Source organism: Chimaeribacter coloradensis (assembly GCF_002858715.1).
Classification (GTDB): domain Bacteria; phylum Pseudomonadota; class Gammaproteobacteria; order Enterobacterales; family Enterobacteriaceae; genus Chimaeribacter; species Chimaeribacter coloradensis.
The window spans coordinates 36,889-63,059 of the sequence record NZ_PJZH01000021.1 but is presented as its reverse complement, the minus strand read 5'-3'; the positions used below and the strand labels follow the sequence as shown (position 1 = coordinate 63,059).

Here is a 26,171-nt window from a genome sequence, read left to right as displayed (position 1 = left end):
CCCTGCTGGATTATAAATCCAACTGGCTGGGCGAGAGTGCCGCCGCCTATACGCAGCCCGCGATGGCGCAGGCGATGGCCGAGCACCGCTATGACCTGCAATACCAGCTTTACAGCCTGGCGCTGCACCGCTATTTGCGGCACCGCCTGGCAGACTACGATATTGACCGCCATTTCGGCGGCGTGATCTATCTTTTTTTGCGTGGGATCGACCAACAGCATCCGGAAAACGGTATCTTCCGCTGCCGCCCTTCGGCCGCCTTTATCCGTGAGATGGATGCCCTGTTTGAAGGTCACGCGCGTTCAACCACCGAGGCAGGAACACCTTCATGATGACCTTACTGGAACGCGCGCTGCTGGGCGGCGCGCTGAGGCCGCTGGATGTGCAGTTTGCCCGTTTTCTGGCAGATGAGGACCAGCCCGCGATGCTGCTGGCGGCTGCCTGCGTCAGCGCCGAGGCAGGCAGTGGGCACGTCTGTTTGCCGCTGACGCAACTCACCACCGCCGGGCTGTTTGACGGCCGCCACCCGGAGCTGGCACAGGCGATGGGCGAGCGCCTCGGCCACCCTGACGGTGAACAGTGGCTGAGCTGGCTGGCGGGTTCCCCGGCCGTCAGCGACGGCTCCAGACCCACGCCGCTGGTGCTGCACCAGGATCGCCTCTATCTGCAGCGGATGTGGCAGTGTGAGGCGCAGGTGGCCGGGTTTATCGCCAGTGACCGTGACCAGCCCGCTGACCATGCGGCGCTGGGCGCAATTCTGGATCGCCTGTTCGGCGCGGGCGGCAGCGAGCCGGACTGGCAGAAAGTGGCCGCCGCCGTCGCCATTACCCGCCGTATTTCAATCATCTCCGGCGGGCCGGGCACCGGGAAGACCACCACAGTGGCGCGGTTGCTGGCGGCGCTGGTGGAGTTGTCGGCTGACAGGAAGTTGCGCATCCAGCTGGCGGCCCCGACCGGCAAGGCGGCGGCGCGGCTGACGGAGTCTCTGGGCAAGGCGAGCCGTGAACTGGCGCTGGATGCCGCCATTCAGGCGGCGATCCCGCAGGAGGCCTCGACCCTGCACCGGCTGCTGGGCGCACAGCCCAACAGCCAGCGTATGCGCCACCACGCCGCCAACCCGCTGCACCTGGATGTGCTGGTGGTGGATGAGGCGTCAATGGTGGACCTGCCGATGATGGCGCGGCTGATTGCCGCCCTGCCGCCGCACGCGCGGGTGATTTTCCTCGGCGACCGTGACCAGCTGGCCTCGGTCGAGGCGGGCGCGGTGCTGGGCGACCTCTGCCGTTTTGCCGAGCAGGGGTACAGCCCGGCGCGGGCGGAGCAGCTGAGCCGCATCACCGGCTGTGCCCTAAGCGGCAGCGACCGGCACACCGCGGCCACGGTGCGTGACAGCCTCTGCCTGCTGCGCAAGAGTTACCGTTTTGATGCCGCCTCAGGCATCGGGCTGCTGGCCGGTGCCGTCAATGCCGGGAAAGCCCCGGCGGCGCTGAAGGCGCTGGACGGCACTTATGAGGATGTGCAGGGCTACCCGTTGGCGGGCAATGAGGATTACCAGCATTTGCTGGAGGTGTGCGTGGCGGAGTATCAGCCCTATCTGCACCAGGTGAAAGCCGGGGCGGACGCGGGGGAGATTCTGCGGCTGTTCAGCCATTTCCGTGTACTCTGCGCGCTGCGCGAGGGGCCGTTTGGCGTCAGCGGGCTGAATGACCGCATCGAACAGGCGCTGCACCGCCAAGGGGCCATCCGTCGCCTGCCGGGCGCGGCCGGGCGCTGGTATGCCGGCCGGCCGGTGATGATCAGCCGCAATGACAGCGCGCTGGGGCTGTTCAACGGCGACATCGGCATTACCCTGCGTGACCACCGCAATGAGCTGCGGGTCTACTTCCAGTTGCCGAACGGCGAAATCAAATCCGTTCAGCCGAGCCGACTGCCGGCCCATGAAACCGCCTATGCGATGACGGTGCATAAATCCCAGGGGTCGGAGTTTGACCATACCCTGCTGGTGCTGCCTAACCAGTGGCTGCCGGTGCTGACGCGCGAACTGGTCTATACCGCCATCACCCGCGCCAAGAAACGGCTGTCGCTCTATGCCAGCCATAAAGTGCTGGCCAGCGCCATCAGCACCCCGACCCAGCGGCGCAGCGGCCTGGGTGACCGGCTGATGCAGGCGTTTCAGGCGGCCTCTTAGCCGGTGTGCCGGTGGCATTGATGTTGCGTTTCGCGCCGGGGGGCGAGGGGTGAAAGCGCCATACAGCGCCTGCAAACAGCATGACGTCGGCGGCGAACCGCCGGCGTCATGGCCGCGGGAAAGGGGTTACAGATCCGCCAGCAGGATCTTGGAGCGGCGCTGGTAGTTGTAGAGCGCCTGTTTCTGCATCGGCAATACCTCCACATCCGCCGGTTGGAAGCCGCGCTCCTGGAACCAGTGGATGCTGCGGGTCGTCAGCACAAACAGCTTCTCCAGCCCCATCTGCCGCGCCTGGCTCGCCACCCGGTGCAGCAGCATTTCACCGCGGGACGAGCTGCGGTAGTCGGGGTGCACCGCCACGCAGGCCATCTCACCAATTTTCTCTTCCGGGAACGGGTAGAGCGCCGCGCAGGCGATGGTCAGGTTATCCCGCTCGATAATGGTGAACTTGTCGATCTCCATCTCCAGCTGCTCACGGGAGCGGCGCACCAGAATCCCCTGCTGCTCCAGCGGGCGGATCAGCTCCAGGATGCCGCCGATGTCATTAATGGTGGCGCGGCGCACCTGCTCGGCGCTCTCCATCACGATCTGCGTGCCGATGCCGTCGCGTGAAAACAGCTCCTGCACCAGTGCGCCATCCTCGAGGTAACTGATCAGGTGGCTGCGGCGCACGCCGCTGCGGCAGGCTTTGACCGCCCCGCGCAGGAAACGCACGGTGCCGGAGTGGTAATCCCCGGCTTGCTCCAGCGCCTCGATGCGCTGCTGGGCATCATTCGGGAACAGCTCAGAAATCACATTGCCTTCGCTGTCCGTGACCCCTTGCGAGGAGCAGAAGCCGATCATCTTCTCCGCTTTCAGCTTGATCGCCAGCTGCGTCGCCACCTCTTCCGAGGTGAGGTTAAAGCTCTCACCCGTCACCGACACCGCCACCGGCCCCATCAGCACGATGGCCCCGCTGTCGAGCTGGCGGTGGATCGCCTCTTCATCAATCCGGCGGATGCGGCCGCTGTGGCAGTAGTCCACGCCGTCATCCACGCCCAGCGGCTGGGCAATGATGAAGTTGCCGCTCACCACATTGATGTGCGCGCCCTGTAACGGCGTGTTATTCAAACTCATGGAGAGACGGGCGGTGATGTCGAGTTGCAGCAACCCGGCGGCCTGCTTCACCAGCTCCAGGCTTTTCGCATCCGTGACCCGGGTGTGCTTGTGGTAGACCGGCTCGCAGTGATGCTCCGCCAGGTTGGCGTCAATCTGCGGGCGGGCACCATAGACCACCACCAGCCGGATCCCCAGGCTATGCAACAGGCCAATATCATTGACGATATTGGAGAAGTTCTCATGGGCGATGGCCTCGCCGCCCAGCATGATCACAAATGTCTTGCCCCGGTGGGCATTGATATAGGGAACTGAGTGACGGAATCCCTGAACCAGCTCTGTACTACGTTCCTTCATGGGTCTCGCCTATTGCATGATTATTCGTAATTTATGTATTTTTATTCTTTATGGCGAAGATGGCAAGCACGAAATCACGCAAGAAAGTTATCAGAACGTTAACAGAGAGTAAGCATTGCGCGGCAAAACCGGCTTTTTGCCTGGCAGGCGGCTTTCAGGGTGACAGGAAGCGGCTGATTCGTTAAAGTTTTTGACGTTTAGCCCGCTTTAGCGATGCCTTTTCATCGCTTTTCATTTTCCGGAGCCGCATGACCGATACCCCCCCGAACCTGGGCCGCCGCCGTCTGGTGCAGGCCGCCGCCGCGACCTGGCTGCTGAGTGTCAGCCAGGTGGGTTTTGCCGCCAGCGCCCATGTTATTGCTGTGCGCGTCTGGCCTTCAACGCCCTATACCCGCATTACCATCGAATCCTCCACGCCGCTTAAGTATAAGCAGTTTGCGCTGAGCCACCCCGAGCGGGTGGTGATCGACATCGAAGGCATACACCTCAACAGCGTGCTGAAAGGCATCTCCCGGCAGGTGCGCACCAACGACCCCTACTTAAAGCGGGCGCGCGTCGGGCAGTTCGACAAAAATACGGTGCGGGTGGTGCTGGAGCTGAAGCAGAACAGTACGCCGCACCTCTTTACGCTGGGGCCGGTGTCAGCCTTCAAAAACCGGCTGGTGGTGGATCTCTACCCGGCCAGCGGCCGGGCGGGGGAGGCGTCTGACCCGCTGCTGGCGCTGCTGGAGGATTACAACAAAGGTGACCTGGAGCGCTCGCTGCCCGCCACCACGCCAAAACGCGGCAACGCAGGCCACGACCGGCCGATTATCATCATGCTTGACCCCGGCCACGGCGGCGAAGACTCCGGCGCGGTGGGGAAATACAAAACGCGTGAGAAAGATATTGTGCTGTTGATTGCCCGGCGGCTGAAAAAGCTGATCGACAAGCAGCCCAATATGAAAGCCTATATGACGCGCAACGAGGATGTGTTTATCCCGCTGCGGGTGCGGGTGGCCAAAGCGCGCAAACAGCATGCCGATCTCTTTGTCTCGATCCATGCCGATGCCTTTACCAGCCGGGCGGCGCGCGGCTCGTCGGTGTTTGCGCTCTCCACGAAGGGGGCGACCAGCGCCGCCGCGCGCTATCTGGCGCAGACGCAGAACGAAGCGGATAACATCGGCGGCGTAGGCAAAAGTGGCGACCGCTACCTCGACCACACCATGTTTGACCTGGTGCAGACCGCCACCATCAACGACAGCCTGAAATTTGGCAAAGAGGTGCTGGCACGTATGGGCAAGGTGAACCACCTGCATAAGAACCATGTGGACCAGGCGGGCTTTGCAGTGCTGAAAGCGCCGGATATTCCGTCGATTCTGGTGGAAACGGCGTTTATCAGTAATGTGCAGGAGGAGCGCAAACTGCGCACCAGCCGGTTCCAGCAACAGGTGGCGGAGTCGATCCTGGCAGGGATTAAAGCCTATTTTGCCAAAGGCGGATTGGTACGGCGGTAAGGGCGTGTTGGCGCTGTCTGAAAGGATGGCGCTTAACAAAAAGGACAGGGACGTGCGGAACAGGAAAAGCGGGAAAAGAGAGGGGGAACGCCAGAAACAAAAAAACACCCTGAAGGGTGTCTGATGTGGTGTAAGTGGTTGCGGGGGCCGGATTCGAACCGACGACCTTCGGGTTATGAGCCCGACGAGCTACCAGGCTGCTCCACCCCGCGTCCGTCTTACTGCTTTTCTTTTACTGCATACATCTTTTGTTGCTAACGTCCTGATTATAGGCCAGGGCGTGGTCACGTGCAATCCGGATTTTCAGCTGCTGGTACAGCACCGAATTGGTTGCGGGGGCCGGATTCGAACCGACGACCTTCGGGTTATGAGCCCGACGAGCTACCAGGCTGCTCCACCCCGCGTCCGTAACGCTTTGCATTTTACTGCTTTTCTTGCTTACTGCTTATCGGCCTATCCGGCGTTTGATGCTGCTGGTACAGCACCGGATTGGTTGCGGGGGCCGGATTTGAACCGACGACCTTCGGGTTATGAGCCCGACGAGCTACCAGGCTGCTCCACCCCGCGTCCGATGGATGCGCACTATACCGGCCATGAGATTTGCTGCAAGTTGTTTTTCCATTTAATGCATTGGACGCAGGTTTTTTAAACGAAATCGCGCGTTTTTGCCTCTTTTTTCATCGCTGCCCCCTGCTTTTTTGGCGGGGAGAATTCCTTTCTCTATGGGCGTTTGTTATCGTGCGCGGGTGAAAATCCGGTAAAGAGTGCAGGCAATGAAAGGATCGTTAGGCAAATATATCGTCAGCGGCATGGTAGTGGCCATCCTGGCCGGGTGCTCCTCCCGGCCCACCGATCGCGGGCAGCAGTATAAAGACGGGCGCCTGGAACAGTCGCTGGCGCTGGTCAATGAGCCGAATGCAAAAGGGAAACCGGTCAACGCCAAGGATTATTCAGACCAGCTGCTCGAAATTCAGTACGCCTCGCCGGGCCTGTTTAACCGCAATAACCCGACGTACCAGAATGTGCAGCAGTGGATCCGCGCCGGGGGCGATACCCGCACCCTCAGCCAGTACGGGCTGAACGCCTACCAGATGGAGGGCGTGGACAACTTCGGCAACGTGCAGTTTACCGGCTACTACACGCCGGTGGTGCAGGCGCGCTATACGCCGCAGGGGGAGTTCCGCTATCCGCTCTACCGGATGCCGCCGAAAGGCAAACGCCGCCTGCCGGACCGCGCCGCCATTTACAGCGGCGCGCTGGATGAGCGTTACGCGGTGGCCTATACCAACTCCCTGATGGACAACTTCATGATGGAAGTGCAGGGCAGTGGGTATGTCGATTACGGCGACGGCCGCCCGCTGATGTTCTTCGGCTACGGCGGCAAGAATGGCCACGCCTATCGCAGCATTGGCAAAGTGCTGATTGATCGCGGTGAAGTGGCGCGCGAAGATATGTCGATGCAGGCGATCCGCAAATGGGCGGACAGCCACTCCCCGGCTGAAGTGCGCGAACTGCTGGAGCAGAACCCCTCCTTTGTCTTCTTTAAACCGGAGATGTTTGCGCCGGTGAAAGGGGCGAGCGCGGTGCCGCTGATCGCCAAAGCCTCGGTAGCGTCGGACCGTTCGCTGATCCCGGCGGGCACCACCTTGCTGGCGGAAGTGCCGGAGCTGGACAACAACGGCAAGTTTACCGGCAAATACCATATGCGGCTGATGGTGGCGCTGGATGTCGGCGGGGCGATCAAGGGCCAGCACTTTGACATCTACCAGGGCATCGGCCCGGAAGCAGGCCACGCCGCTGGTTATTACAACCACTATGGCCGGGTGTGGGTGCTGAAATCCAAACAGAGCGGCGGCCCGCTGTTTACCGCCTACCAGAGCCAGGCCAAACCGGTTCTGAGCAGCGGTGGCCAGGGCGAAACTTTGCTGGTCAGCAATCCGCAGGTAAACAATCCGCAGATAAACAACCCGCAGTAACCCGCCGGTCAGGCAATTTTTGAATGAAGCGGCCTGCGGGCTGCTTTTTTATTTTTCGCCGGGATTCCCGGTTACAGTGTTGAGGTAATGAACGTGACAACAGCGGCCTATTCTGACGCTTATCTGCAACGCTTCGGCGGCACGGCCCGGCTTTACGGCCAGTCGGCGCTGGCGGTGTTTGCCGAGGCGCACGTCTGCGTGATCGGCATCGGCGGTGTCGGCTCCTGGGCAGCGGAGGCGCTGGCACGTACCGGCATCGGTGCGATTACGCTGATCGACATGGACGATGTCTGCGTCACCAATACCAACCGCCAGATCCACGCGCTGAAACAGAGCGTCGGCCAGGCGAAAACTGAGGTGATGGCCGAGCGCATTCTGGCGATTAACCCGGAGTGCCGCGTCACCTGCATCGACGATTTCATCACGCCGGACAACGTCGCGGCGCTGCTGGACAACAACTTCAGCTACGTGATTGACGCCATTGACAGCGTGCGGCCGAAGGCGGCACTGCTGGCCTACTGCCGCCGGTTCAAAATCCCGGTGGTGACCACCGGCGGGGCGGGCGGGCAGATCGACCCGACGCGGATTGAGGTCACCGATCTGGCTAAAACCATCCAGGACCCGCTGGCCGCCAAGCTGCGTGAACGCCTGAAGAGTGATTTTAACGTGGTGAAAAACAGCAAAGGGAAACTGGGGATCGACTGCGTCTTCTCCAGCGAGCCGCTGGTCTACCCCCAGCCGGACGGCTCGGTGTGCGCCTCACGCAGCACCGCCGAGGGGCCGAAGCGCATGGATTGTGCCGCCGGGTTTGGCGCGGCGACGATGGTCACCGCCACCTTTGGCTTTGTGGCGGTGTCCCACGCGCTGAAGAAGATGGTGGCAAAAGCGGAACACCTGGCCGCCCAGGCGTAAAACGTCAGCCGCCCTCGGCCACCGCAATGCGGGCCACCGCGTCCGCCAGCGCCTGTAACCCCCCGGCGCGGGTGGCGCTGAGCTGCTGGCGCAGGCCGAGGGTGTCAAACAGCGCCGGCACATCAAGCGCGCGCAATGCGGCCGGGGTCTTCCCCTCGGCCGCCGTCAGCACCACCGCCAGTAACCCTTTCACAATCCGGCCTTCGCTGTCGCCATAGAAGTGCAGCGTGCCGTCCTCCTTGCGCTGGTAACCCAGCCAGACGCGGTTTTCGCAGCCGCTCAGTTCACGGTCCGGCGTTTTCAGCGCCTCATCCAGCGGCGGCAATTGCCGGGCGAGCTGGATCAGCTGGCGGTAGCGATCTTCCCACTGGCTGAAGCCGGTGAAGGTGGCCGTCAGGGTGTCCAGCGTGATTTCATGGCCGAACGGGTGAGGGGCAAGCATCATTATGTTAACTCCGGTCAGGTCACTCCAGCAGCAGGGCGCGCGCCTGCCGTACGGCAGCAACCAGCGCATCCACATCCTGCGGAGTGTTATAAGGGGCAAAAGAGGCACGCAGGGTGCCCGTTACGCCGAGCTGCGCCATCAGTGGTTGTGCGCAGTGCTGGCCGGCACGCATGGCAATACCCTGTTCGGCCAGCAGGGTGATCATATCGCTGTGGTGCACATCGGTAAAATCGAAGGCCAGCAGGCTGGCATCCGAGCGGCGGAAGCTGCGGAAGCCAGGGATCGCGGCCAGTTGCTGCTCCGCACTGCGCGCCAGCCCGCGGCTGTAAGCCTCGGCGGCGGCCAGATCCTGTTCCGCCAGCCAGCCCAGCGTGGCAGAAAGCCCAATCACCCCGGCGATGTTGGGTGTGCCCGCCTCAAAGCGGTGCGGCACCGGCTGCGGCGTATAACCGGCGAAAGAGACTTCGCTGATCATTTTGCCGCCGCCTTGCCAGGCAGCCATCTCCTCCAGCCGCGCCCGGTTGCCGTACAACATGCCGAGCCCGGTCGGGCCGTAAAGTTTATGGGCGGAAAAGGCGTAAAAATCCACGCCCAGCGCCTGCACATCCGGCGGGTTATGCACCACCCCCTGCGCGCCGTCGACCACCACCAGGGTGTTATTGGCATGGGCCAGGGCGATGGCGCGCGCCAGATCGGGGCAGCCGCCGGTGACGTTCGACATCTGCCCCAGCGCAAGCAACCGTGTGCGCGGACGCAATAGCTCAGCTAATGCGTCGATGTCCGGGATCTGCTGGTGATCGAGCGGCAGCGGCACCACCACCGCGCCGGTCTGCTCAGCCAGCATCAGCCACGGCAGCAGGTTGGCGTGATGCTCCGCCTGGCTCACCAGCAGCTCATCGCCGGGCTGAAGGCGGGGGCGGAAGTAGCCCTGTGCCACCAGATTCAGTGCCTCGGTGGCACCGCGCGTCCAGACGATCTCCTGCGGTTCTGCCGCATTGATCAGGGCGGCCACCTGTTCACGCGCTGATTCATACTGCCGGGTCAGCGCCTGGGCCTGGGCGTGCTGGCTGCGGTGTACCGTGACGCCGCTCTGCTGGTAAAAGGCGGTGGTGGCGTCGATCATCGCCTGCGGCTTCAGCGCCGTGGCAGCACTGTCAAGATAGGTGCCGGCATGGGCCAGTGCCGGAAAGTGGCGGCGGAAGCCGGCGGGATCAAAAGGGGTCATGGGAATAGGCTCTCCTGGTTACGGCGCCGATCCTCGCCGATTTAACGCGGCGGCACAAGGCCGGGCGGGGGCCGGGGGCACTTTTCTGGCAAACTCCCGGAACTTTGTTATGCTGATTTATGACGGGCTGAATAATTTGCCTGATAACAGAATGCGTTCGAGAAAACATCTCTCTACAAGGAGTTCATGATGAAAAAATTAGCCGCAGTGGTTTCTGCCGTAATGTTGACGTGTACCCTGGCTGCCTGCTCCAGCAACTATGTAATGCACACCAATGATGGCCGTACCATCGTCTCTGAGGGCAAACCGCAGGTGGATGATGATACCGGGATGATCAGCTACAAAGATGCCTATGGCAATGAACAGCAGATCAACCGCGCAGACGTGAAAGAGATGGTAAAAGGGGAGTAATTTACCCGGTGCCGGGCGGGGCGCTGCTCCGCCACACGCAAAAAAAAAGCACCGCAAAGTGCGGTGCTGCATAAAATCACTATGGACAGACAGGGTAAATGTACAGGAAGTGAAAAAGAGTAGCTTTCGCTACTGCGTCTGGAGTGCCAGACAACGTGCAAACACAACATCACAACCACAAGCCAAAAGCCTCTCGGTATCCTCATACCCATCAACTTTTCGTTCCGGCCCGGGAAGTGCCGCCACTATAGGTATTTGCTGGCGCATCCTCAACGGACAATTTATAATGGCTCGGATAAAAAAATCTAATAAGTAACTAAAAATTATTTGTTGTAATCACACGTCAACTCATAAGCAGTTTACCATGTCAAAACGACTACCACCGCTCAATGCCCTGCGGGTATTTGATGCGGCCGCCCGCCATCTGAGCTTTACCAAAGCGGCTGAGGAACTGTTTGTTACCCAGGCTGCCGTCAGTCATCAGATCAAGTCACTTGAAGATTTCCTCGGGCTGAAACTGTTCCGCCGCCGCAACCGCTCGCTGTTGCTGACGGAAGAGGGCCAGAGCTACTACCTTGACATCAAAGAGATCTTTACCGCGCTCAATGATGCGACCCGCAAGTTGCAGGCCCGCAGTGCCAAAGGCGCGCTGACCGTCAGCCTGCCGCCGAGCTTTGCCATCCAGTGGCTGGTGCCGCGCCTCTCCGGCTTTAACTCCGCCTACCCGGGCATTGATGTGCGCATCCAGGCGGTTGACCGTGAAGAGGATAAGCTGGCGGACGACGTGGATGTGGCGATCTTCTACGGCCGCGGCAATTGGCCGGGGCTGCGTGCCGAGCGCCTCTACGCCGAATACCTGCTGCCCGCCTGTTCGCCGCTGCTGCTGACCACCGGCGATCACCCGCTGAAAACCCCGGCCGATCTGGCCTATCACACCCTGCTGCACGACTCCTCCCGCCGCGACTGGCTGGCCTATACCCGCCAGCTGGGGCTGCAACATATCAACGTGCAACAGGGGCCGATCTTCAGCCACAGTGCGATGGTGGTGCAGGCCGCGGTCCACGGCCAGGGGGTGGCGCTGGTCAACAATGTGATGACGCAGATGGAGATCGAGGCGGGGCGGCTGGTCTGCCCGTTTAATGATGTGCTGGTCAGTAAAAACGCTTTTTATCTGGTATGTCATGACAGTCAGGCAGAACTCGGTAAAATAGCCGCCTTCCGGCAATGGATCCTGGCCCGTGCGGCCAGCGAACAGGAAAAATTCCGTTTCCGTTACGAACATTGAGCGCGCGTCGTGCCTGAGACGACCGCGCGTTTTTTGGGTTTCACTCACACACGCCGTTTTACAGACAGATGGGTCATACCATGAGCAGCCGGTTTATGCTGATTTTCGCCGCCGTGAGCGGCTTTGTTTTTGTGGCGCTGGGGGCATTTGGTGCCCATGTGCTGAGCGTCTCGCTGGGCGCAAAAGAGATGGCCTGGATTCAGACCGGCCTCAATTACCAGGGGTTCCACACCCTGGCGATTATGGGCCTCTCCCTGGCGATGCAGCGCCGCGCCTGCCTCTGGTTCTACTGGAGCGGCGCATTGCTGGCACTGGGGACCGTGCTGTTCAGCGGCAGCCTCTACTGCCTGGCGCTGTCACAGCTGCATATGTGGGTCTTTGTGACGCCGGTTGGGGGGCTTTGCTTCCTGGCGGGCTGGGTTTTGATGTTGATTGGCGCGTTGCGTCTTAAGAGAAAGGCAGATCGCCATGAATAAGTTAGCGTTGTATTGTCGTCCCGGTTTTGAGAAAGAGTGTGCGGCGGAGATCACCGAAAAAGCGGCTGCCCGCGAAGTGTTCGGTTTCGCCCGGGTAAAAGAGAACAGCGGCTACGTGCTGTTTGAGTGCTACCAGCCGGAAGAGGCGGACAAGCTGGCGCGTGAGCTGCCGTTCCGTGAGCTGATCTTCGCGCGCCAGATGCTGGTGGTCGGGGAGTTGCTCAAAGACCTGCCGGTGGATGACCGGGTCTCGCCGATTGTCGGGATGCTGGTGGGCGTGGTGCAGGGCGCGGGTGAGCTGCGTGTGGAAGTGCCGGACACCAACGACGCCAAAGAGCTGACCAAATTCTGCCGTAAACTCACGGTGCCGCTGCGCGCCGGGATGCGTGAGCAGAACGTGATGGCCCAGCGTGAAAACCCGCACCGCCCGGTGGTGCACGTCTTCTTTATTGCGCCCGGCTGCTGCTATGTCGGCTACTCCTACAGCAATAACAACTCCCCGTTCTATATGGGCATCCCGCGCCTGAAGTTCCCGGCGGATGCGCCGAGCCGCTCGACGCTGAAACTGGAAGAGGCGTTCCATGTCTTTATCCCGGCGGACGAGTGGGACGAACGGCTGGCGAGTGGGATGCACGCGGTGGATCTCGGGGCCTGCCCCGGCGGCTGGACCTATCAGCTGGTGCAGCGCAGCATGATGGTGCATGCGGTGGATAACGGCCCGATGGCCCCGAGCCTGATGGAGACCGGGCAGGTGACGCACTACAGAGCCGACGGTTTCCGCTTTGAGCCGCCGCGCAGCAACATCTCCTGGCTGGTGTGCGACATGGTGGAGAAACCGGCGAAAGTGGCCCAGCTGATGACGGACTGGCTGGTCAAAGGCTGGTGCCGCGAAGCAATCTTCAACCTGAAGCTGCCGATGAAAAAGCGCTATGAAGAGGTGAGCCAGAACCTGCAGGCGATCCGCGAACAGCTGGATGAGCACGGCATCAACTCAGAGATCCACGCCAAGCAGCTCTACCACGATCGTGAAGAGGTGACGGTACATGTGCGCCGCATGTGGTCGGCCGTTCCCGGCCGCCGCGACGAGCGGTAATCCCCGGCGGCACGCACAGGCGTGCCGCTTTTTTTAACACCGCGTTTTATTGCACCGGTAAACGCAGCTGTTGCAGGTTCCCGTGCAGCGGCACATCCGTGCGCAGCGTCGCCACCTGTTTGCTGGCAAACGCTGCCTCACGGTGCTGCGCCAGCTTGCTGCGCCACTTCTCCGGCACCGCCTCCAGATTCTCATAAAGCGCCTCCAGCGTGCCCGCCTGTTGCAGCAGGGTCACGGCTGTTTTCGGCCCAATGCCGCTGACACCCGGGATTTTGCTGCTGCTGATGCCGGCCAGCCCCCAGAAATCGGGCAGTTGCGGCGGGGCAACGCCGAACTCCTGCATGACAAAGGGCAGGTCCAGCCAGCGCTTCTGGAAATAATCCCGGATCTGCACCTGGGGTGCCAGCAGCTGGCAATAACCCTTGTCAGTAGAGACGATAGTGACCTGATGCCCGGCACCGGCCACTTTGGCCGCCAGCGTGGCGGCGATGTCATCCGCTTCGTGGCCCGGCGACTGCCAGCAGGCCACGCCTGCCGCCTCAAACGCGGCGCGCAGCTGCGGCAGCTCCTGTTGCAGGTTGTCCGGCATCGGGTTGCGCCCGGCCTTGTACTCCGGCAGGCAGCGGTGCCGCCAGCTGTCGGCACGGTCATCCTCATCAAACACGGCGACGGCGTGGGTGGGCTGCGCATGCTGGCAAAGCTGGCTCAGGGCGTGGCGGCAGGCATCCCGGCACGGTGACCCCTGCACAGCATGGATGCGCCGGATAAGGTTGAGGGCATCAACAATCAAAAGGTGGATCATGGCGGGCAGACCTGGTGTCAGACTCTGCCGGGCGACCGGCAGAAAGGGGAAAAGACGCCGCCGCAGCGGCGCCGGGGGCACGGGGATCAGGCACAGATCTCATAGCAGGGGATGTAAGCGCTGCCCGGCAGTTTCATGCGGTGCTGCGCCACAAAGCCCTGCAACAGGCTGTCCATCTGCTTCATCAGGCGCGGATCGCCGTGCAGTTTATAGGGGCCGAACGTCTCAATCGCGTGGATGCCGAACTCTTTGACGTTACCGGTCACGATGCCGGAGAAGGCGCGCCGCAGCGCCGCCGCCAGCTCCTGCGCCGGCTGGTCCGGGTAGAGGTTGAGGTTGGCCATGTTTTCGTGGGTCGGCAGGAACGGCAACTGGAGATCCGGCTCAATGCGGATCGACCAGTTGAAGCTGTAGGCATCGCCAGTGTTGCGGCGGTTCTCTTTCACCCGCGGCATCGCCAGCTTCATCTGACGGGCCACCTCTGCCGCGTCATCAATGATGATGGTGTAGTGGCGGCGGGCCTCTTCACCCAGCGTATTGAAGATGAACTCATCCAGCACGCGGAAATAGTCGGCGCTCTCTTTCGGCCCGGTGAGGATCAGCGGTAATACCTGATCCTGGTTCTCCGGGTTCATCAGAATACCCAGCAGGTAGAGCAGCTCTTCGGCCGTACCCACGCCGCCGGGGAAGATGATGATCCCGTGGGCGATGCGCACAAAGGCTTCCAGCCGCTTTTCGATGTCCGGCATGATGATCAGCTCATTCACCAGCGGGTTAGGCGGCTCTGCGGCGATGATCGACGGCTCGGTCATGCCGATAAAACGCCCGCCTTTGTAGCGCTGCTGCGCATGGCCCACGGCCGCGCCTTTCATCGGCGCTTCCATTGCTCCCGGCCCGCAGCCGGTGCAGATGTTCAGCTCACGCAGCCCCAGCTCGCTGCCGACGCGGCGGGCATAGAGGTATTCGGTTTCATTGATCGAGTGGCCGCCCCAGCAGACCACCATATTCGGGTCTTCATCCAGGTGGAGCGTGCGCGCATTACGCAGGATGGAGAAAACCAGGTTGGTAAGGTGGGCCGGGTTCTCCAGATCGAGATGGTGGAGACGCCCGGCGCTGGTCATCTGCGCATTGACGAACAGAATATCGCGCAGCACCGCGAACAGGTTCGCCTGCAGGGAGCGGATAATCTTCCCGTCCACAAACGCCTCTTCCGGCGGGTTGACCAGCTCCAGCTTCACGCCGCGCTCGCGGCGCAGCACGTTGATATCAAAAGACTGATAACGGTCCAGCAACTGCTTGCTGTTGTCCGTCTGGCTGCCGCTGTTCAGCACGGCCAGGGAACAGTTACGGAAAAGGCGGTATAAGTCGCTGCTGGCGGTCCGTTTCAGCATATCGACTTCCAGTTGTGACAACAGATCCATAGAGCCAAGCGGGCTGATATGAGTAATCAAAATTGCTCCTTACATCCTGTGTGATGCCGTTGTTGTTTCCTTAACCTTAACGATGCCCCAGCCTTTTTACCAATACCGGTTCAGTGTTCGGTTGTTTGTTGAGCGGCGTCTCGCAATTATTGCCGTACCAGACGGCCCGCGGCCGGTTCAAAGGCGAAATTGGCGCGCCACGGGTTGATGTCCAGACCGCCGCGGCGGGTATAACGGGCATAGACCGCCAGCTTCTCCGGGCGGAAAAAGCGCATCAAATCGTTGAAGATGCGCTCCACGCACTGCTCATGGAACTCGTTGTGGTGGCGGAACGAGACCAGGTAGCGCAGCAGCGCTTCGCGGTCGATGCGGTTGCCGCGGTAGTGGATCTGCACTGAGCCCCAGTCCGGCTGGTGGGTGATCAGGCAGTTGGATTTCAGCAGGTGGCTGACCAGCGTCTCCTCCACCGGCTCGCCGCCCGCGGCCTGCGCCAGTACATCGGTGCTGAACTGGTAGTTGTCGATCTCAATATCCTGATCGTCAATGCAGTCACCCTCAAAGCGGCTGATGGGCTGGCCTTCCACCTCATTCAGCCGGAACAGCGTGACCTGCACCTCGCCCTGGGCGCAGTGGGCGAGGTCGCGTTGCAGCGTCGCCTGTACCTCGTCCCAATCGGCGAAACGGGTCTGGTTAAAGCTGTTGAGGTAGAGCTTGAAGCTTTTGGACTCCACCAGGTTGAGGCTGCCGGCATTGAGCCGGACGTCACCCACTGCGACCTGCGGCAGGCCTTTGGCGTTCAGCCAGGAGAGTTCGTACAGCGTCCAGATATCCGCGCCGTGGAACGGCAGGTTATCCGGATAGAGCCCCAGCGGTTCGCGGTTCATGCTGCGCGGCACCGCCTGCAGCAGGGAGGCGTCATAGTGGTCTTGGTATGCGGTGGGTTTCCCCAGAGTCAGTTTTTGCAGAGCCTGATGCTCCTGATAGGAGGACATGCTGTCACCTTACGTCGGGATAGGTACAATAGTGCCCAGTTTACCGTACCCCGCCCCAGAGATGAGAGAAAATATGAGAGAGACTGTTGAGGCGCTATCTGCCTTTACCCGGCGTTATGCCGATCGCTGGCAGGCTGAGACCGGCTTCGCGCCCGCCAGCGAGGCGCTGTTGGGGGTGCCGTCCCCCTGTGTGCTGCGCAGCAGCGATGAGGCGGTCTACTGGCAGGCGCAGCCCCTGGCCCGGCCGGGCACGCTGGCCAACGTCGAACGGGCGCTGGAGATTCAGCTGCGTGACGAGATCCACGCCTTTTATGCCAGCCAGTATGCCGGGGACATGGACGCGACCTTTAACGATCAGGCGCTGACGCTGTTGCAGGTCTGGAGTGAGGAGGATTTCATCCGCCTGCAGGAGAACCTGATCGGCCACCTGGTGACGCAAAAGCGGCTGAAGCTCTCGCCGACGCTGTTTATCGGCACCACGGACTCCGACATGACGATGGTGTCACTCTGCAACCTGACCGGCAACGTGGTGCTGGAGGAGTTCGGCACTTCTCGCCGCCCGGTGCTGGCCCCCGACCTGCCGACCTTCCTTGCGCAGCTGCAACCGGTGGTGGGGTGACTGCCGGCTTACGCTTCTGGCTTACGGGCGTGTGAGAGATCTCTCACACAGCCTGTGAGACATCGCTTTTAATTTCAGGTGTTATTATCTGCGTGATAAATAAAAAGTTAATCTATTCAGATAATTAAATTATGGTGTCCCGCAGGGATTACAGCGCCTTGTTACGGGTTCTGCTTACAGTGGCTTGCGACGCCGGGGCAAATCAGCGATTGTATTACCACCACGAGGGAACGCGGTGAAGCAGGTTAATCAGGATGATCCCCGCTTCAGTAGGAGAGCATTCAGGATGAATGCAGGAGAGTATCAGGATGATGCTCAGGATACTTCAGGAAGAAGTAAGGGACACCTCCAGGATGGAGAACGAGAGCTTGTCCACGGAGCAGACAGGTGGGTCAGGAAGACTAAAGGAGTACGCACCGGCAGGGTGCAGGATGACACGTCAGGATGAAAGAGGGACGCCGGAAAGGGATGGCAGGTTAGGATAACCGTTGGAAAAGTTTTCAAGGATTGAGCAGGGAGCACACAGGTAGCGGGAGCGCTGCAAAACGAACCGGGGGTACTGTTTTTACAGTACCCCCATTTTTTTGTGCCCTTGAGGGGCAGAGAATTGATGGTATGCTCTGCGGCCCGGCCGGATGAGTGACGCGGAAGGCGCAGAACCCCGCTGCCGGATGATAATGCACGCTGCAGGCGTAGAGATGCCGGGAGAGATCATGAGCACAGAAAACCAGGTTCAACAACACCTGCTGGAGATTGAGCAGGCGATGAAAAGCGCCGGATTATGGCAGGCGATGCCGCCGGAGCCGGCCGCCTTTAACAGCACCGAGCCGTTCAGCGTGGACACCATGCAGGCGGAGCAGTGGCTGCAGTGGGTGTTCCTGCCGCGTATGCAGGCGCTGCTGGCGCAGCGGGGCACGCTGCCGGCCCGTTTTGCCCTTACCCCCTATTTTGAGATGGCTTTTACCGGGCACACTGACGTGCCGCACGGCCTGCTGGCGGCGTTGCAGCGGCTGGACGACCTGCTGAACCAAGAAGACTGAGATGCTGGAAATCGTTTATCAGGACGCGCATCTGGTCGCCGTCAATAAGCCCGCCGGCTGGCTGGTACACCGCAGCTGGCTTGACCGCCATGAAACCGTGTTCGTTATGCAGACCCTGCGCGACCAGATTGGCCAGCATGTGTTTACCGTCCACCGCCTTGACCGCCCGACCTCCGGCCTGCTGCTGATGGGCCTGTCGAGTGAGGTGGCGCGCCTGCTCTCGCAACAGTTTGAGCGGCGTGAAGTGCAGAAAACCTACCATGCGGTGGTGCGCGGCTATGTGCTGGAGGACGGCACCGTGGATTACGCACTGACCGAAGAGCTGGACAAGATCGCCGACAAGTTCAGCAACCCGGACAAAGCCCCGCAGCCTGCCGTCAGCCACTACCGTGCGCTGGCGCAGGCGGAGGTGCCGCTGGCCCTGGGGCGCTACCCGACCTCCCGTTTCAGCCTGCTGGAGCTGACGCCGGAAACCGGCCGTAAGCACCAGTTGCGCCGCCATATGGCGCACCTGCGACACCCCATCATCGGCGATACCACCCACGGCGATCTGCGCCAGAACCGCGGCATCGCCGGCCATTTTGACTGCCCCGGCCTGATGCTGCATGCCAGCCACATGGCGCTGACGCACCCGGTGACCGGCGAACCGCTCTCCCTCACCGCCCGCTGGGACAGCCGCTGGCAGCAGCTCGTCACCGCCTTTGGCTGGCAGGGTCGCGTGCCCGCGCTGGAAAGGGTTGAGTTTCCGGCGCAGGCGGGTCAGGATAACGGCTGATTCATTCACCCCGAAGGGAGGAGCGGCATGGCTCAGGTGGGGATTTTTGTCGGAACCGTGTATGGCAACGCGCTGATGGTCGCAGAGGAGGCGGAAGCCATTCTCACGAAGCAGGGGCATCAGGTGAAGCTGTTTGAAGAGGGCACGCTGGAGGCGTGGCAATATTACCGGTCGCACTACGCGCTGGTGGTCACCTCTACCACCGGCCAGGGCAACCTGCCGGATTCCATTGTGCCGCTGTTTGAGGCGATCCGTGAGCATGTCGGCTATCAGCCGGAGTTGCGCTACGGCGTGATTGCGCTGGGCGACAGCAGCTATGACCACTTCTGTGGCGGCGGGCGCGCTTTTGATGCGCTGTTGCAGGAGCAGGGGGCCACCCGTATTGGCGAGCGGCTGGAGATCGACGCGATCGAGCAGCCGGAGCCGGAAGTGGTCAGCGGCCCCTGGGTGCAGCAGTGGAGCACCCTGCTGAACTGACCCTGCGGGCATAAAAAAGCACAGCGCAGGCTGTGCTTTTTTTTCGCCTGAGCCGCGCCCTTAACGGCCGTTACGGGTCAGCTTTTCCAGATCGGACTCGATCTCAGAAATCTTATTGGCCACCACCGATTCCAGGTGGCGCAGGTCATCCAGGATTTTGCGTTTCAGATCCACTTCGACCTGATCCCGCTGGCAGATCTGGTCCAGCTCATCGATCACATAGCGCAGGTTCGGGTTGATCTCGTGGATCTCTTTGAACCCCTGGCCGGCATTGTCCGCCGCCACCGTTTTGCGCTGGCGCGGGTATTTGAACTTCACGCTTTTGGCGAAAAATTCACCCTTATCCTTTCTGAAATAGATTTTGAGAATATCGTTGTTGGCTTCCTGGCGGAGGCTGTAACGGTCAACATCGTCCGGGTTGGGGATCCCTAAACTTTTCAGGTTTTCATACATAGCAGCACCTTTTTGGTTATTTTCCACAGGGAAGTATGGCCCAAACCGGCGGGATAAGATGTGACCAGAGGCGATGCGTGATGTACGGCAGGCAAAAAAATAGCGGGTGAATCACCCGCTATCCTGGTTTGACGCTTAGTCGATAGAGCGCAGCAGCTCGTTGATGCCGACTTTACCGCGGGTTTTCGCGTCCACTTTCTTCACGATCACCGCACAGTAGAGGCTGTAGCTGCCATCTTTGGACGGCAGGTTACCGGAGACCACCACCGAGCCGGCGGGGACGCGGCCGTAGTGCACTTCGCCAGTTTCACGGTCATAAATCTTGGTGCTCTGGCCGAGGTAGACGCCCATGGAGATCACGGAACCTTCTTCAACAATCACCCCTTCCACCACTTCTGAACGGGCACCGATGAAGCAGTTGTCTTCGATGATGGTCGGGTTAGCCTGCAGCGGCTCCAGCACGCCGCCGATGCCGACGCCGCCGGAGAGGTGCACGTTTTTACCGATCTGCGCACAGGAACCCACAGTGGCCCAGGTGTCCACCATGGAGCCTTCATCCACATAGGCACCGATGTTGACGTAAGAAGGCATCAGCACGGTATTGCGGGCGATATAGGCACCCTGGCGCACGGCCGCCGGCGGCACCACGCGGAAGCCCTCTTTCTGGAAACGGGCTTCGTCGTACCCGGCAAATTTCATCGGTACTTTGTCGTAATAACGGGTTTCTGCGCCGTCAATCACCTGGTTGTCATTGATGCGGAAAGAGAGCAGCACGGCCTTTTTCAGCCACTGATGCGTTACCCACTGACCGTCGATCTTTTCGGCAACGCGCAGGGCGCCGCTGTCCAGCAGACCAATGACCTGGTTAACCGCTTCGCGCGTTACGGTGTCCACGTTCGCCGGGGTGATCTCTGCGCGGCGCTCGAAGGCGTTTTCAATAACGGTTTGTAATTGCTGCATCCTGTTATCTGTCCTGATTTGTCGTTTAGGGAAAATTTCTATGACACTTTATCGTTTGGGTTGAGGGCTTCTGTCAACCGTTGTTCCAGTTTTCGCCGTGTTTCCCGGTTCAGGGAGCGGCGATCGCGGTCCGCCAGAATAAACAGATCCTCGACCCGCTCGCCGATGGTGGTGATGCGCGCGCCATGCAGCGACAGCCCCAGATCGGAGAAGACTTCGCCGACCCGCGCCAGCAGGCCGGGCTGGTCAAGTGCCACCAGCTCCAGATAACTGCGGCGGTCAGTGTGGGTCGGCAGGAAATTGACGTTGGTCGGCACGCTGAAGTGGCGCAGCTTCGGTGAGGGGCGGCGCGCACGCGGCGGCTGGTACTCCTGGGTCATCGCCTGCACCAGCGCCTGGCGGATCGCCTCATGGCGGTCTGCGGCCAGCGGGCTGCCGTCCGGTTCCAGCACGATAAAGGTGTCCATCGCCATGCCGTCACGGTTGGTGAAGATCTGGGCGTCATGGATGCTCAGGTTACGGCGGTCAAGCTCACCGGCCACGGCGGCAAACAGGTAGGGGCGGTCAGGCGACCAGATAAAGATCTCCGTGCCGCCGCGCGTGGCCTGCCGGCTGACCAGCACCAGCGGCAGGGCAGAGTCATGCTCCAGCAGGTGGCGGGCGTGCCACGCCAGCTGGTTCGGCGAGTGGCGCAGGAAGTAGTCGGCGCGGCAGCGGCTCCAGATGCGGTGCAGCGACTCTTCGTCGATGTTGTCCATCCGCAGCAGCGCCAGTGCCTGCAACCGGTGGTGGCGCACCCGCTCGCGCAGGTCCGGGCTGTTCTGCATGCCGCGCCGCAGCTGTTTTTCGGTGGCAAAATAGAGCTCGCGCAACAGGCTCTGCTTCCAGCTGTTCCAGAGGGTTTCATTGGTGGCGCAGATGTCCGCCACCGTCAGGCTTACCAGGTAGCGCAGCCGGGTTTCGCTCTGCACTTCGGCGGTAAATTGCTGGATGACCGTCGGGTCCTGGATGTCACGCCGCTGGGCGGTCACCGACATCAGCAGGTGGCAGCGCACCAGCCAGGCCACCAGCTGGCTCTCGCGCGAGTTCAGGCCGTGCAGCTCGGCGAAGGCCAGCACATCCTGCGCGCCGAGGATCGAGTGGTCGCCGCCGCGCCCTTTGGCGATGTCGTGGAACAGCGCCGCCACCAGCAACAGCTCCGGATGGGGCAGGCGCGGGTAGATCTCCACGCAGAGCGGATGGCGCGGGCGGGTGGCTTCGTCAGCAAAGCTCTCCAGCTTTTGCAGCACCCGGATGGTGTGCTCATCCACGGTATAGGCGTGGAACAGGTCAAACTGCATCTGCCCGACGATGTTGCCCCACTGCGGCATATAGGCCAGCAGCACGCTGTGGCGGTGCATCGGCACCAGCGCACGTGAAACCGCGCCGGGGTGGCGCAGAATCGCCATAAACAGCTCACGCGCCTCAGGGATGGCACAGAGCGGGGTGTGCAGGTTCCGCAGCACATGGCGCAGCCGGCGCAGGGTGGTGGAGTAGATGCCTTCGATATCGCGGGTTCTGACCATCAGGTAGAACATGCGCACGATCGCTTCGGGCTTGCGCTCAAACAGGCTTTCGTCACGCAGGTCGATCAGGTTGCCGCGCAGCTGGAACTCATCGTCCAGCGGGCGCGGCTTCTCGGTGGCGTCCAGCGCCAGGATCGCCTCATCAAACAGCTGCAGCAGCATGTGGTTCAGTTCACCCACGCGGCGGGTGGCGCGGTAGAAGTCTTTCATCATCCGCTCGACCGGCTCATTGCCGTCGCCCTGGTACTGCAACAGCTGGGCCACGTTCAGCTGGCGGTCGAACAGCAGGCGGTTGTCATAGCGCGTCAGCACCAGATGCAGCGCAAAGCGGATGCGCCACAGGAAGCTCTGGCAGGCATTCAATTCACTGCGCTCTGTTTCAGTGAGGAAGCCGAAGCCCACCATCTCATCCAGCGAGGTGGCCCCGAAGTGGCGGCGGGCCACCCACAACAGGGTGTGGATGTCGCGAAGGCCGCCGGGGCTGCTTTTGATGTCCGGCTCCAGGTTGTAGCTGGTGCCGTGGTAGCGCAGGTGGCGCTCGTGCTGTTCTTTGATTTTGGCGCGGAAGAAATCGGGCGACGGCCAGAACCCTTCGCTGAAGATGTGCTTCTGCATGGAGAGGAACAGCGCGACATCCCCGCAGATCATCCGGGACTCGATCAGGTTGGTGGCGACGGTGAGATCCGCCAGCCCTTCCAGCAGGCACTCTTCCAGGGTGCGCATGCTGTGCCCGACCTCAAGCTTCAGATCCCACAACAGGGTGATCAGCTCACCGCCGCGCTGGGCCTGGGCGTCGCTGAGGCGCTGCTGGCTCAGCAGCAGCACATCAATGTCGGAGAGCGGGTGCAGCTCACCGCGCCCATAGCCGCCCACCGCCACCAGCGCGGTTTCCGGCACATCATCAAAGCCGTAAAAGGTCCAGAGCCGGCGCAGCAGGCGATCGATATAGAGGCTGCGGGCCGCCACCAGCGTCTCCGCACTCTCACCGGCATTGAAGGCCGCCGCCAGCCAGAGCTGGAACGCCTCAAGGCGCTGCTTCAGAGAGGCACAGGTGATCTGTTCATCGGTGAGGTGGGTAGGGGAGGGGGGCTGCTCAGGCACGGAGCGCGGGGGAATAACAGGGATTTCGTGATCGGGGAAATTCTCAGACATAAGCGCCGCCCATTAAAAAGCCGGCAACCGCCGGCTTGTTCTCTTACTGTTCGTGCGTAATCACCGCCGGCAGGGTGTCATCCTTGCGCAGGGTCATTATTTCACAACCGTTCTCGGTCACCACAATAGTATGCTCATACTGTGCGGACAAGCTGCGGTCTTTGGTTTTTACCGTCCAGCCATCTTTCATGGTACGGATGCGGTAGTCACCGGCGTTGACCATCGGCTCGATGGTGAAGGCCATGCCCGGCTGCAACACCACGCCGCCGTCATCCGCATCGTAATGCAGCACCTGCGGCTCTTCGTGGAACCCTTCGCCGATGCCGTGGCCGCAATATTCACGCACCACTGAGAACTTCTCCGCTTCCACAAAGGCCTGGATCGCTTTGCCGAGGCTGCGCAGGCGGATGCCGGGGCGCACCATCTTAATGGCCAGGTAGAGGCTCTCCTGGGTAATGCGGCAGAGGCGCTCGCCCTGGATAGTCGGTTTCCCGGCGATAAACATTTTGGAGGTGTCGCCGTGGAAGCCGTCTTTGATCACCGTGACGTCGATGTTCACGATGTCACCCTCTTTCAGCACCTTCTCCTCACTCGGGATGCCGTGGCAGACCACTTCATTCACCGAAATACAGACCGATTTCGGGAAGCCGTGGTAGTTCAGGCAGGCGGAGATGGCCTGCTGCTTGTTGGTGATGTGGTCGTGGCAGATGCGGTCAAGCTCGCCGGTGGTCACACCGGGTTTGACATAAGGTTCAATGATTTCCAGCACTTCCGCGGCCAGGCGGCCGGCGACGCGCATTTTTTCAATGTCTTCAGGGGTTTTAATCGAAATTGCCATGAAATATTCCGCAGATGTTCAGGGGGCCGGCCGGTCAGCCGGCAAAAATAACGTGCATCACAATATGGTATCAGCCCGGCAATGGGCTGCCAAACGCTGATTTTCCCGCCCGCGGGAGGATAACAAGTAGTGGAGTCAGGTGCGGGTTTATGGTATAAAGCGCGCCGGCGAACCGCATCTGCGTCGTGAATAATGACCAGACGGTATCGGCCAACTAAACTCATATGTGTATAACACACACGTATCGGCACATACGCCGGGGTGCCTTGAGGAGCAGCATGCTCTGACAGGTCGGCGGTATGGGATACGTGGAGGCATAACCCCAACATCTACTATAGAGGTTTTATCATGGCAACTGTTTCCATGCGCGACATGCTCCAGGCTGGTGTTCACTTCGGTCACCAGACCCGTTACTGGAACCCGAAAATGAAGCCATTCATCTTCGGCGCACGTAACAAGGTTCACATCATCAACCTTGAGCAGACCGTACCGATGTTCAACGAAGCTCTGGCTGAGCTGACCAAGATCTCTTCCCGTAAAGGTAAGATCCTGTTCGTTGGTACCAAGCGCGCTGCAAGCGAAGCGGTAAAAGAAGCAGCCAACAACTGCGACCAGTTCTTCGTGAACCATCGCTGGTTGGGCGGCATGCTGACCAACTGGAAAACTGTTCGTCAGTCCATCAAGCGCCTGAAAGATCTGGAAATCCAGTCTCAAGACGGTACTTTCGACAAGCTGACCAAGAAAGAAGCGCTGATGCGTACCCGTGAGCTGGACAAGCTGGAAAACAGCCTGGGCGGTATCAAAGACATGGGCGGCCTGCCGGACGCACTGTTTGTTATCGACGCTGACCACGAACACATCGCGATCAAAGAAGCAAACAACCTGGGTATCCCGGTATTCTCCATCGTTGATACCAACTCCGATCCGGATGGCGTTGACTTCATCATCCCAGGTAACGACGATGCAATCCGTGCAGTAAACCTGTACCTGAGCGCCGTGGCTGCCGCTGTACGTGAAGGCCGTTCGCAAGATCTGGCTGTTCAGGCAGAAGACAGCTTCGTAGAAGCTGAATAATAAGGCAAGCTCACCACTGAGCCCTTATTAACCAGGTATTGAATATGGTTGGTTAGGGGGCCTTTATAGGCCCCCTTTGCTTATCTTAAATGCGAGAACCGTCTCTGTGAGAGCCTCTCGCTCCCCCACGAGATAACCGAGGAAAATAGAATGGCTGATATTACCGCTTCCCTGGTAAAAGAACTGCGTGAACGTACCGGCGCAGGCATGATGGAATGTAAGAAAGCACTGGTTGAAGCTAACGGCGACATCGAGCTGGCTATCGACAACATGCGTAAATCCGGTCAGGCGAAAGCTGCTAAGAAAGCAGGCCGTGTGGCTGCTGAAGGCGTGATTCTGACCAAAGTGTCTGCAGACGGTAAATATGGCGTGATCGTTGAGCTGAACTGCGAAACTGACTTCGTTGCCAAAGACGCCGGCTTCAAAGCCTTCGGTGATGACGTTATCGCTGCGGCGATGGACGAAAAAATCAGCGACGTTGAAGTGCTGAAAGCGAAATTCGAAGAGCAGCGCACCGCGCTGGTGGCAAAAATTGGTGAAAACATCAATATCCGCCGCCTGGCTGTGCTGGAAGGCGACGTGCTGGGTACCTACCTGCACGGCGCGCGTATCGGCGTGATGGTTGCTGCAACCGGCGCTGACGAAGAGCTGGTGAAGCACGTAGCGATGCACATCGCTGCAAGCAAACCGGAATACGTGAAGTCTGAAGACGTCCCGGCTGACGTGGTTGCCCGTGAGCACCAGATCCAGCTGGACATCGCCATGCAGTCCGGCAAGCCGCGCGAAATCGCTGAGAAAATGGTTGAAGGCCGTATGCGTAAATTCACCGGTGAGATCTCTCTGACCGGCCAGAACTTCGTTATGGACCCGAACAAAACCGTTGGCCAGCTGCTGAAAGAGCACAACGCTGACGTGATCAACTTCATCCGCTTTGAAGTGGGCGAAGGCATCGAGAAAGTCGAAACTGACTTCGCTGCTGAAGTTGCAGCCATGAGCAAGCAGTCTTAATGACGTTACGGAGCCGCCATCAGGCGGTTCCGTTTT

General features: G+C 60.6%; 25 protein-coding genes and 3 tRNA genes. 15 read left to right on the top strand and 13 right to left on the bottom strand.

What is annotated here, in order from left to right:
• Together CYR32_RS16395 and recD are read left to right on the top strand one after the other, a co-directional pair.
• Nucleotides 1-332: hypothetical protein (locus CYR32_RS16395; RefSeq protein WP_146000713.1), on the top strand; the 332-nt coding region annotated here is incomplete at its 5' end.
• Nucleotides 329-2,188 carry an exodeoxyribonuclease V subunit alpha gene (gene recD, locus CYR32_RS16390; protein ID WP_101826228.1) on the top strand — a complete coding sequence of 620 codons (1,860 nt, stop codon included), beginning with the start codon at nucleotides 329-331 and terminating at the stop codon, nucleotides 2,186-2,188. The genes CYR32_RS16395 and recD, both read left to right, overlap by 4 nt.
• Nucleotides 2,189-2,314: 126 nt before the next feature.
• On the opposite strand, the gene argA is transcribed toward recD, so the two are convergent.
• Nucleotides 2,315-3,640, bottom strand: a complete 1,326-nt coding sequence (gene argA, locus CYR32_RS16385) for an amino-acid N-acetyltransferase (RefSeq protein ID WP_101826227.1) — start codon at nucleotides 3,638-3,640, stop codon at nucleotides 2,315-2,317.
• A 248-nt stretch (nucleotides 3,641-3,888) separates the two neighbouring features.
• Between argA and amiC the strand changes: the two genes are divergently transcribed.
• On the top strand, nucleotides 3,889-5,136 hold the full coding sequence (gene amiC, locus CYR32_RS16380) for an N-acetylmuramoyl-L-alanine amidase AmiC (RefSeq protein WP_101826226.1): 1,248 nt from the start codon (nucleotides 3,889-3,891) through the stop codon (nucleotides 5,134-5,136).
• A gap of 135 nt (nucleotides 5,137-5,271) precedes the next feature.
• On the opposite strand, the gene CYR32_RS16375 is transcribed toward amiC, so the two are convergent.
• The 3 genes from CYR32_RS16375 to CYR32_RS16365 form a co-directional block, all read right to left on the bottom strand.
• Nucleotides 5,272-5,348, bottom strand: a tRNA-Met gene (locus tag CYR32_RS16375).
• Between the two features lie 115 nt (nucleotides 5,349-5,463).
• Nucleotides 5,464-5,540, bottom strand: a tRNA-Met gene (locus CYR32_RS16370).
• A gap of 86 nt (nucleotides 5,541-5,626) precedes the next feature.
• Nucleotides 5,627-5,703 (bottom strand) — tRNA-Met (locus CYR32_RS16365).
• Between the two features lie 206 nt (nucleotides 5,704-5,909).
• On the opposite strand from CYR32_RS16365, the gene mltA reads away from it, so the two are divergent.
• Together mltA and tcdA are read left to right on the top strand one after the other, a co-directional pair.
• Nucleotides 5,910-7,112: a murein transglycosylase A gene (gene mltA / locus CYR32_RS16360; RefSeq protein WP_101826225.1), complete on the top strand. Its 1,203-nt coding sequence runs from the start codon at nucleotides 5,910-5,912 to the stop codon at nucleotides 7,110-7,112.
• Between the two features lie 87 nt (nucleotides 7,113-7,199).
• Nucleotides 7,200-8,024, top strand: coding sequence for a tRNA cyclic N6-threonylcarbamoyladenosine(37) synthase TcdA (gene tcdA, locus CYR32_RS16355; RefSeq protein ID WP_101826224.1), 825 nt, complete (start codon nucleotides 7,200-7,202; stop codon nucleotides 8,022-8,024).
• A gap of 4 nt (nucleotides 8,025-8,028) precedes the next feature.
• Here tcdA and csdE read toward each other — a convergent pair whose 3' ends face one another.
• Nucleotides 8,029-8,466: a cysteine desulfurase sulfur acceptor subunit CsdE gene (gene csdE / locus CYR32_RS16350; protein WP_101826230.1), complete on the bottom strand. Its 438-nt coding sequence runs from the start codon at nucleotides 8,464-8,466 to the stop codon at nucleotides 8,029-8,031.
• A 22-nt stretch (nucleotides 8,467-8,488) separates the two neighbouring features.
• Nucleotides 8,489-9,694, bottom strand: a complete 1,206-nt coding sequence (csdA, locus tag CYR32_RS16345; RefSeq protein WP_101826223.1) for a cysteine desulfurase CsdA — start codon at nucleotides 9,692-9,694, stop codon at nucleotides 8,489-8,491.
• A gap of 189 nt (nucleotides 9,695-9,883) precedes the next feature.
• Between csdA and CYR32_RS16340 the strand changes: the two genes are divergently transcribed.
• The 4 genes from CYR32_RS16340 (at nucleotide 9,884) to rlmM (ending at nucleotide 12,959) form a co-directional block, all read left to right on the top strand.
• Nucleotides 9,884-10,105, top strand: a complete 222-nt coding sequence (locus CYR32_RS16340) for a YgdI/YgdR family lipoprotein (protein ID WP_072932547.1) — start codon at nucleotides 9,884-9,886, stop codon at nucleotides 10,103-10,105.
• Nucleotides 10,106-10,469: 364 nt separating this feature from the next.
• On the top strand, nucleotides 10,470-11,390 hold the full coding sequence (locus tag CYR32_RS16330; RefSeq protein WP_101817772.1) for a transcriptional regulator GcvA: 921 nt from the start codon (nucleotides 10,470-10,472) through the stop codon (nucleotides 11,388-11,390).
• Nucleotides 11,391-11,470: 80 nt separating this feature from the next.
• The gene (locus CYR32_RS16325) at nucleotides 11,471-11,866 is read left to right on the top strand and encodes a DUF423 domain-containing protein (protein WP_101826222.1); all 396 of its coding nucleotides are present in this window, start codon (nucleotides 11,471-11,473) and stop codon (nucleotides 11,864-11,866) included.
• Complete coding sequence (gene rlmM, locus CYR32_RS16320) at nucleotides 11,859-12,959, top strand: 23S rRNA (cytidine(2498)-2'-O)-methyltransferase RlmM (RefSeq protein ID WP_101826221.1); 1,101 nt, start codon at nucleotides 11,859-11,861, stop codon at nucleotides 12,957-12,959. The genes CYR32_RS16325 and rlmM overlap by 8 nt, the downstream gene beginning before the upstream one ends.
• Before the next feature lie 46 nt (nucleotides 12,960-13,005).
• Here the strand turns inward: rlmM and xni are convergent, their stop codons facing one another.
• The 3 genes from xni to queF all read right to left on the bottom strand — a co-directional run bounded on the left by xni (nucleotide 13,006) and on the right by queF (nucleotide 16,174).
• On the bottom strand, nucleotides 13,006-13,761 hold the full coding sequence (gene xni / locus CYR32_RS16315; protein WP_101826220.1) for a flap endonuclease Xni: 756 nt from the start codon (nucleotides 13,759-13,761) through the stop codon (nucleotides 13,006-13,008).
• A gap of 86 nt (nucleotides 13,762-13,847) precedes the next feature.
• Nucleotides 13,848-15,212 carry a nucleotide 5'-monophosphate nucleosidase PpnN gene (ppnN, locus tag CYR32_RS16310; RefSeq protein WP_101826219.1) on the bottom strand — a complete coding sequence of 455 codons (1,365 nt, stop codon included), beginning with the start codon at nucleotides 15,210-15,212 and terminating at the stop codon, nucleotides 13,848-13,850.
• A gap of 116 nt (nucleotides 15,213-15,328) precedes the next feature.
• A complete protein-coding gene (gene queF / locus CYR32_RS16305) occupies nucleotides 15,329-16,174 on the bottom strand; it encodes an NADPH-dependent 7-cyano-7-deazaguanine reductase QueF (protein ID WP_101826218.1) in 846 nt (281 codons plus the stop codon).
• Between the two features lie 73 nt (nucleotides 16,175-16,247).
• Here queF and syd point away from each other — a divergent pair, with 73 nt between their 5' ends.
• The 4 genes from syd to CYR32_RS16280 all read left to right on the top strand — a co-directional run bounded on the left by syd (nucleotide 16,248) and on the right by CYR32_RS16280 (nucleotide 19,085).
• Nucleotides 16,248-16,793: a SecY-interacting protein gene (syd, locus tag CYR32_RS16300; RefSeq protein WP_101826217.1), complete on the top strand. Its 546-nt coding sequence runs from the start codon at nucleotides 16,248-16,250 to the stop codon at nucleotides 16,791-16,793.
• A 713-nt stretch (nucleotides 16,794-17,506) separates the two neighbouring features.
• Entirely contained in the window at nucleotides 17,507-17,833 is a 327-nt protein-coding gene (locus CYR32_RS16290) for a YqcC family protein (RefSeq protein ID WP_101826215.1), read from the top strand.
• A 1-nt stretch (nucleotide 17,834) separates the two neighbouring features.
• A complete protein-coding gene (truC, locus tag CYR32_RS16285) occupies nucleotides 17,835-18,608 on the top strand; it encodes a tRNA pseudouridine(65) synthase TruC (protein ID WP_101826214.1) in 774 nt (257 codons plus the stop codon).
• A gap of 27 nt (nucleotides 18,609-18,635) precedes the next feature.
• Entirely contained in the window at nucleotides 18,636-19,085 is a 450-nt protein-coding gene (locus CYR32_RS16280; RefSeq protein ID WP_101826213.1) for a flavodoxin, read from the top strand.
• 60 nt (nucleotides 19,086-19,145) lie between these two features.
• Here CYR32_RS16280 and CYR32_RS16275 read toward each other — a convergent pair whose 3' ends face one another.
• The 4 genes from CYR32_RS16275 to map form a co-directional block, all read right to left on the bottom strand.
• Nucleotides 19,146-19,538, bottom strand: coding sequence for a DUF3461 family protein (locus CYR32_RS16275; protein WP_101826212.1), 393 nt, complete (start codon nucleotides 19,536-19,538; stop codon nucleotides 19,146-19,148).
• 135 nt (nucleotides 19,539-19,673) lie between these two features.
• Nucleotides 19,674-20,498 carry a 2,3,4,5-tetrahydropyridine-2,6-dicarboxylate N-succinyltransferase gene (gene dapD / locus CYR32_RS16270; protein ID WP_101826211.1) on the bottom strand — a complete coding sequence of 275 codons (825 nt, stop codon included), beginning with the start codon at nucleotides 20,496-20,498 and terminating at the stop codon, nucleotides 19,674-19,676.
• 38 nt (nucleotides 20,499-20,536) lie between these two features.
• Nucleotides 20,537-23,215 (bottom strand): bifunctional uridylyltransferase/uridylyl-removing protein GlnD, encoded by a 2,679-nt coding sequence (glnD, locus tag CYR32_RS16265; protein ID WP_101826210.1) that lies wholly within the window; start codon nucleotides 23,213-23,215, stop codon nucleotides 20,537-20,539.
• A gap of 43 nt (nucleotides 23,216-23,258) precedes the next feature.
• Nucleotides 23,259-24,053 (bottom strand): type I methionyl aminopeptidase, encoded by a 795-nt coding sequence (gene map, locus CYR32_RS16260; protein WP_101826209.1) that lies wholly within the window; start codon nucleotides 24,051-24,053, stop codon nucleotides 23,259-23,261.
• Between the two features lie 348 nt (nucleotides 24,054-24,401).
• Between map and rpsB the strand changes: the two genes are divergently transcribed.
• Both rpsB and tsf read left to right on the top strand, forming a co-directional pair.
• On the top strand, nucleotides 24,402-25,127 hold the full coding sequence (gene rpsB / locus CYR32_RS16255; RefSeq protein WP_101826208.1) for a 30S ribosomal protein S2: 726 nt from the start codon (nucleotides 24,402-24,404) through the stop codon (nucleotides 25,125-25,127).
• 150 nt (nucleotides 25,128-25,277) lie between these two features.
• Nucleotides 25,278-26,135 carry a translation elongation factor Ts gene (gene tsf / locus CYR32_RS16250; RefSeq protein WP_101826207.1) on the top strand — a complete coding sequence of 286 codons (858 nt, stop codon included), beginning with the start codon at nucleotides 25,278-25,280 and terminating at the stop codon, nucleotides 26,133-26,135.
• Nucleotides 26,136-26,171 lie beyond the last annotated feature (36 nt).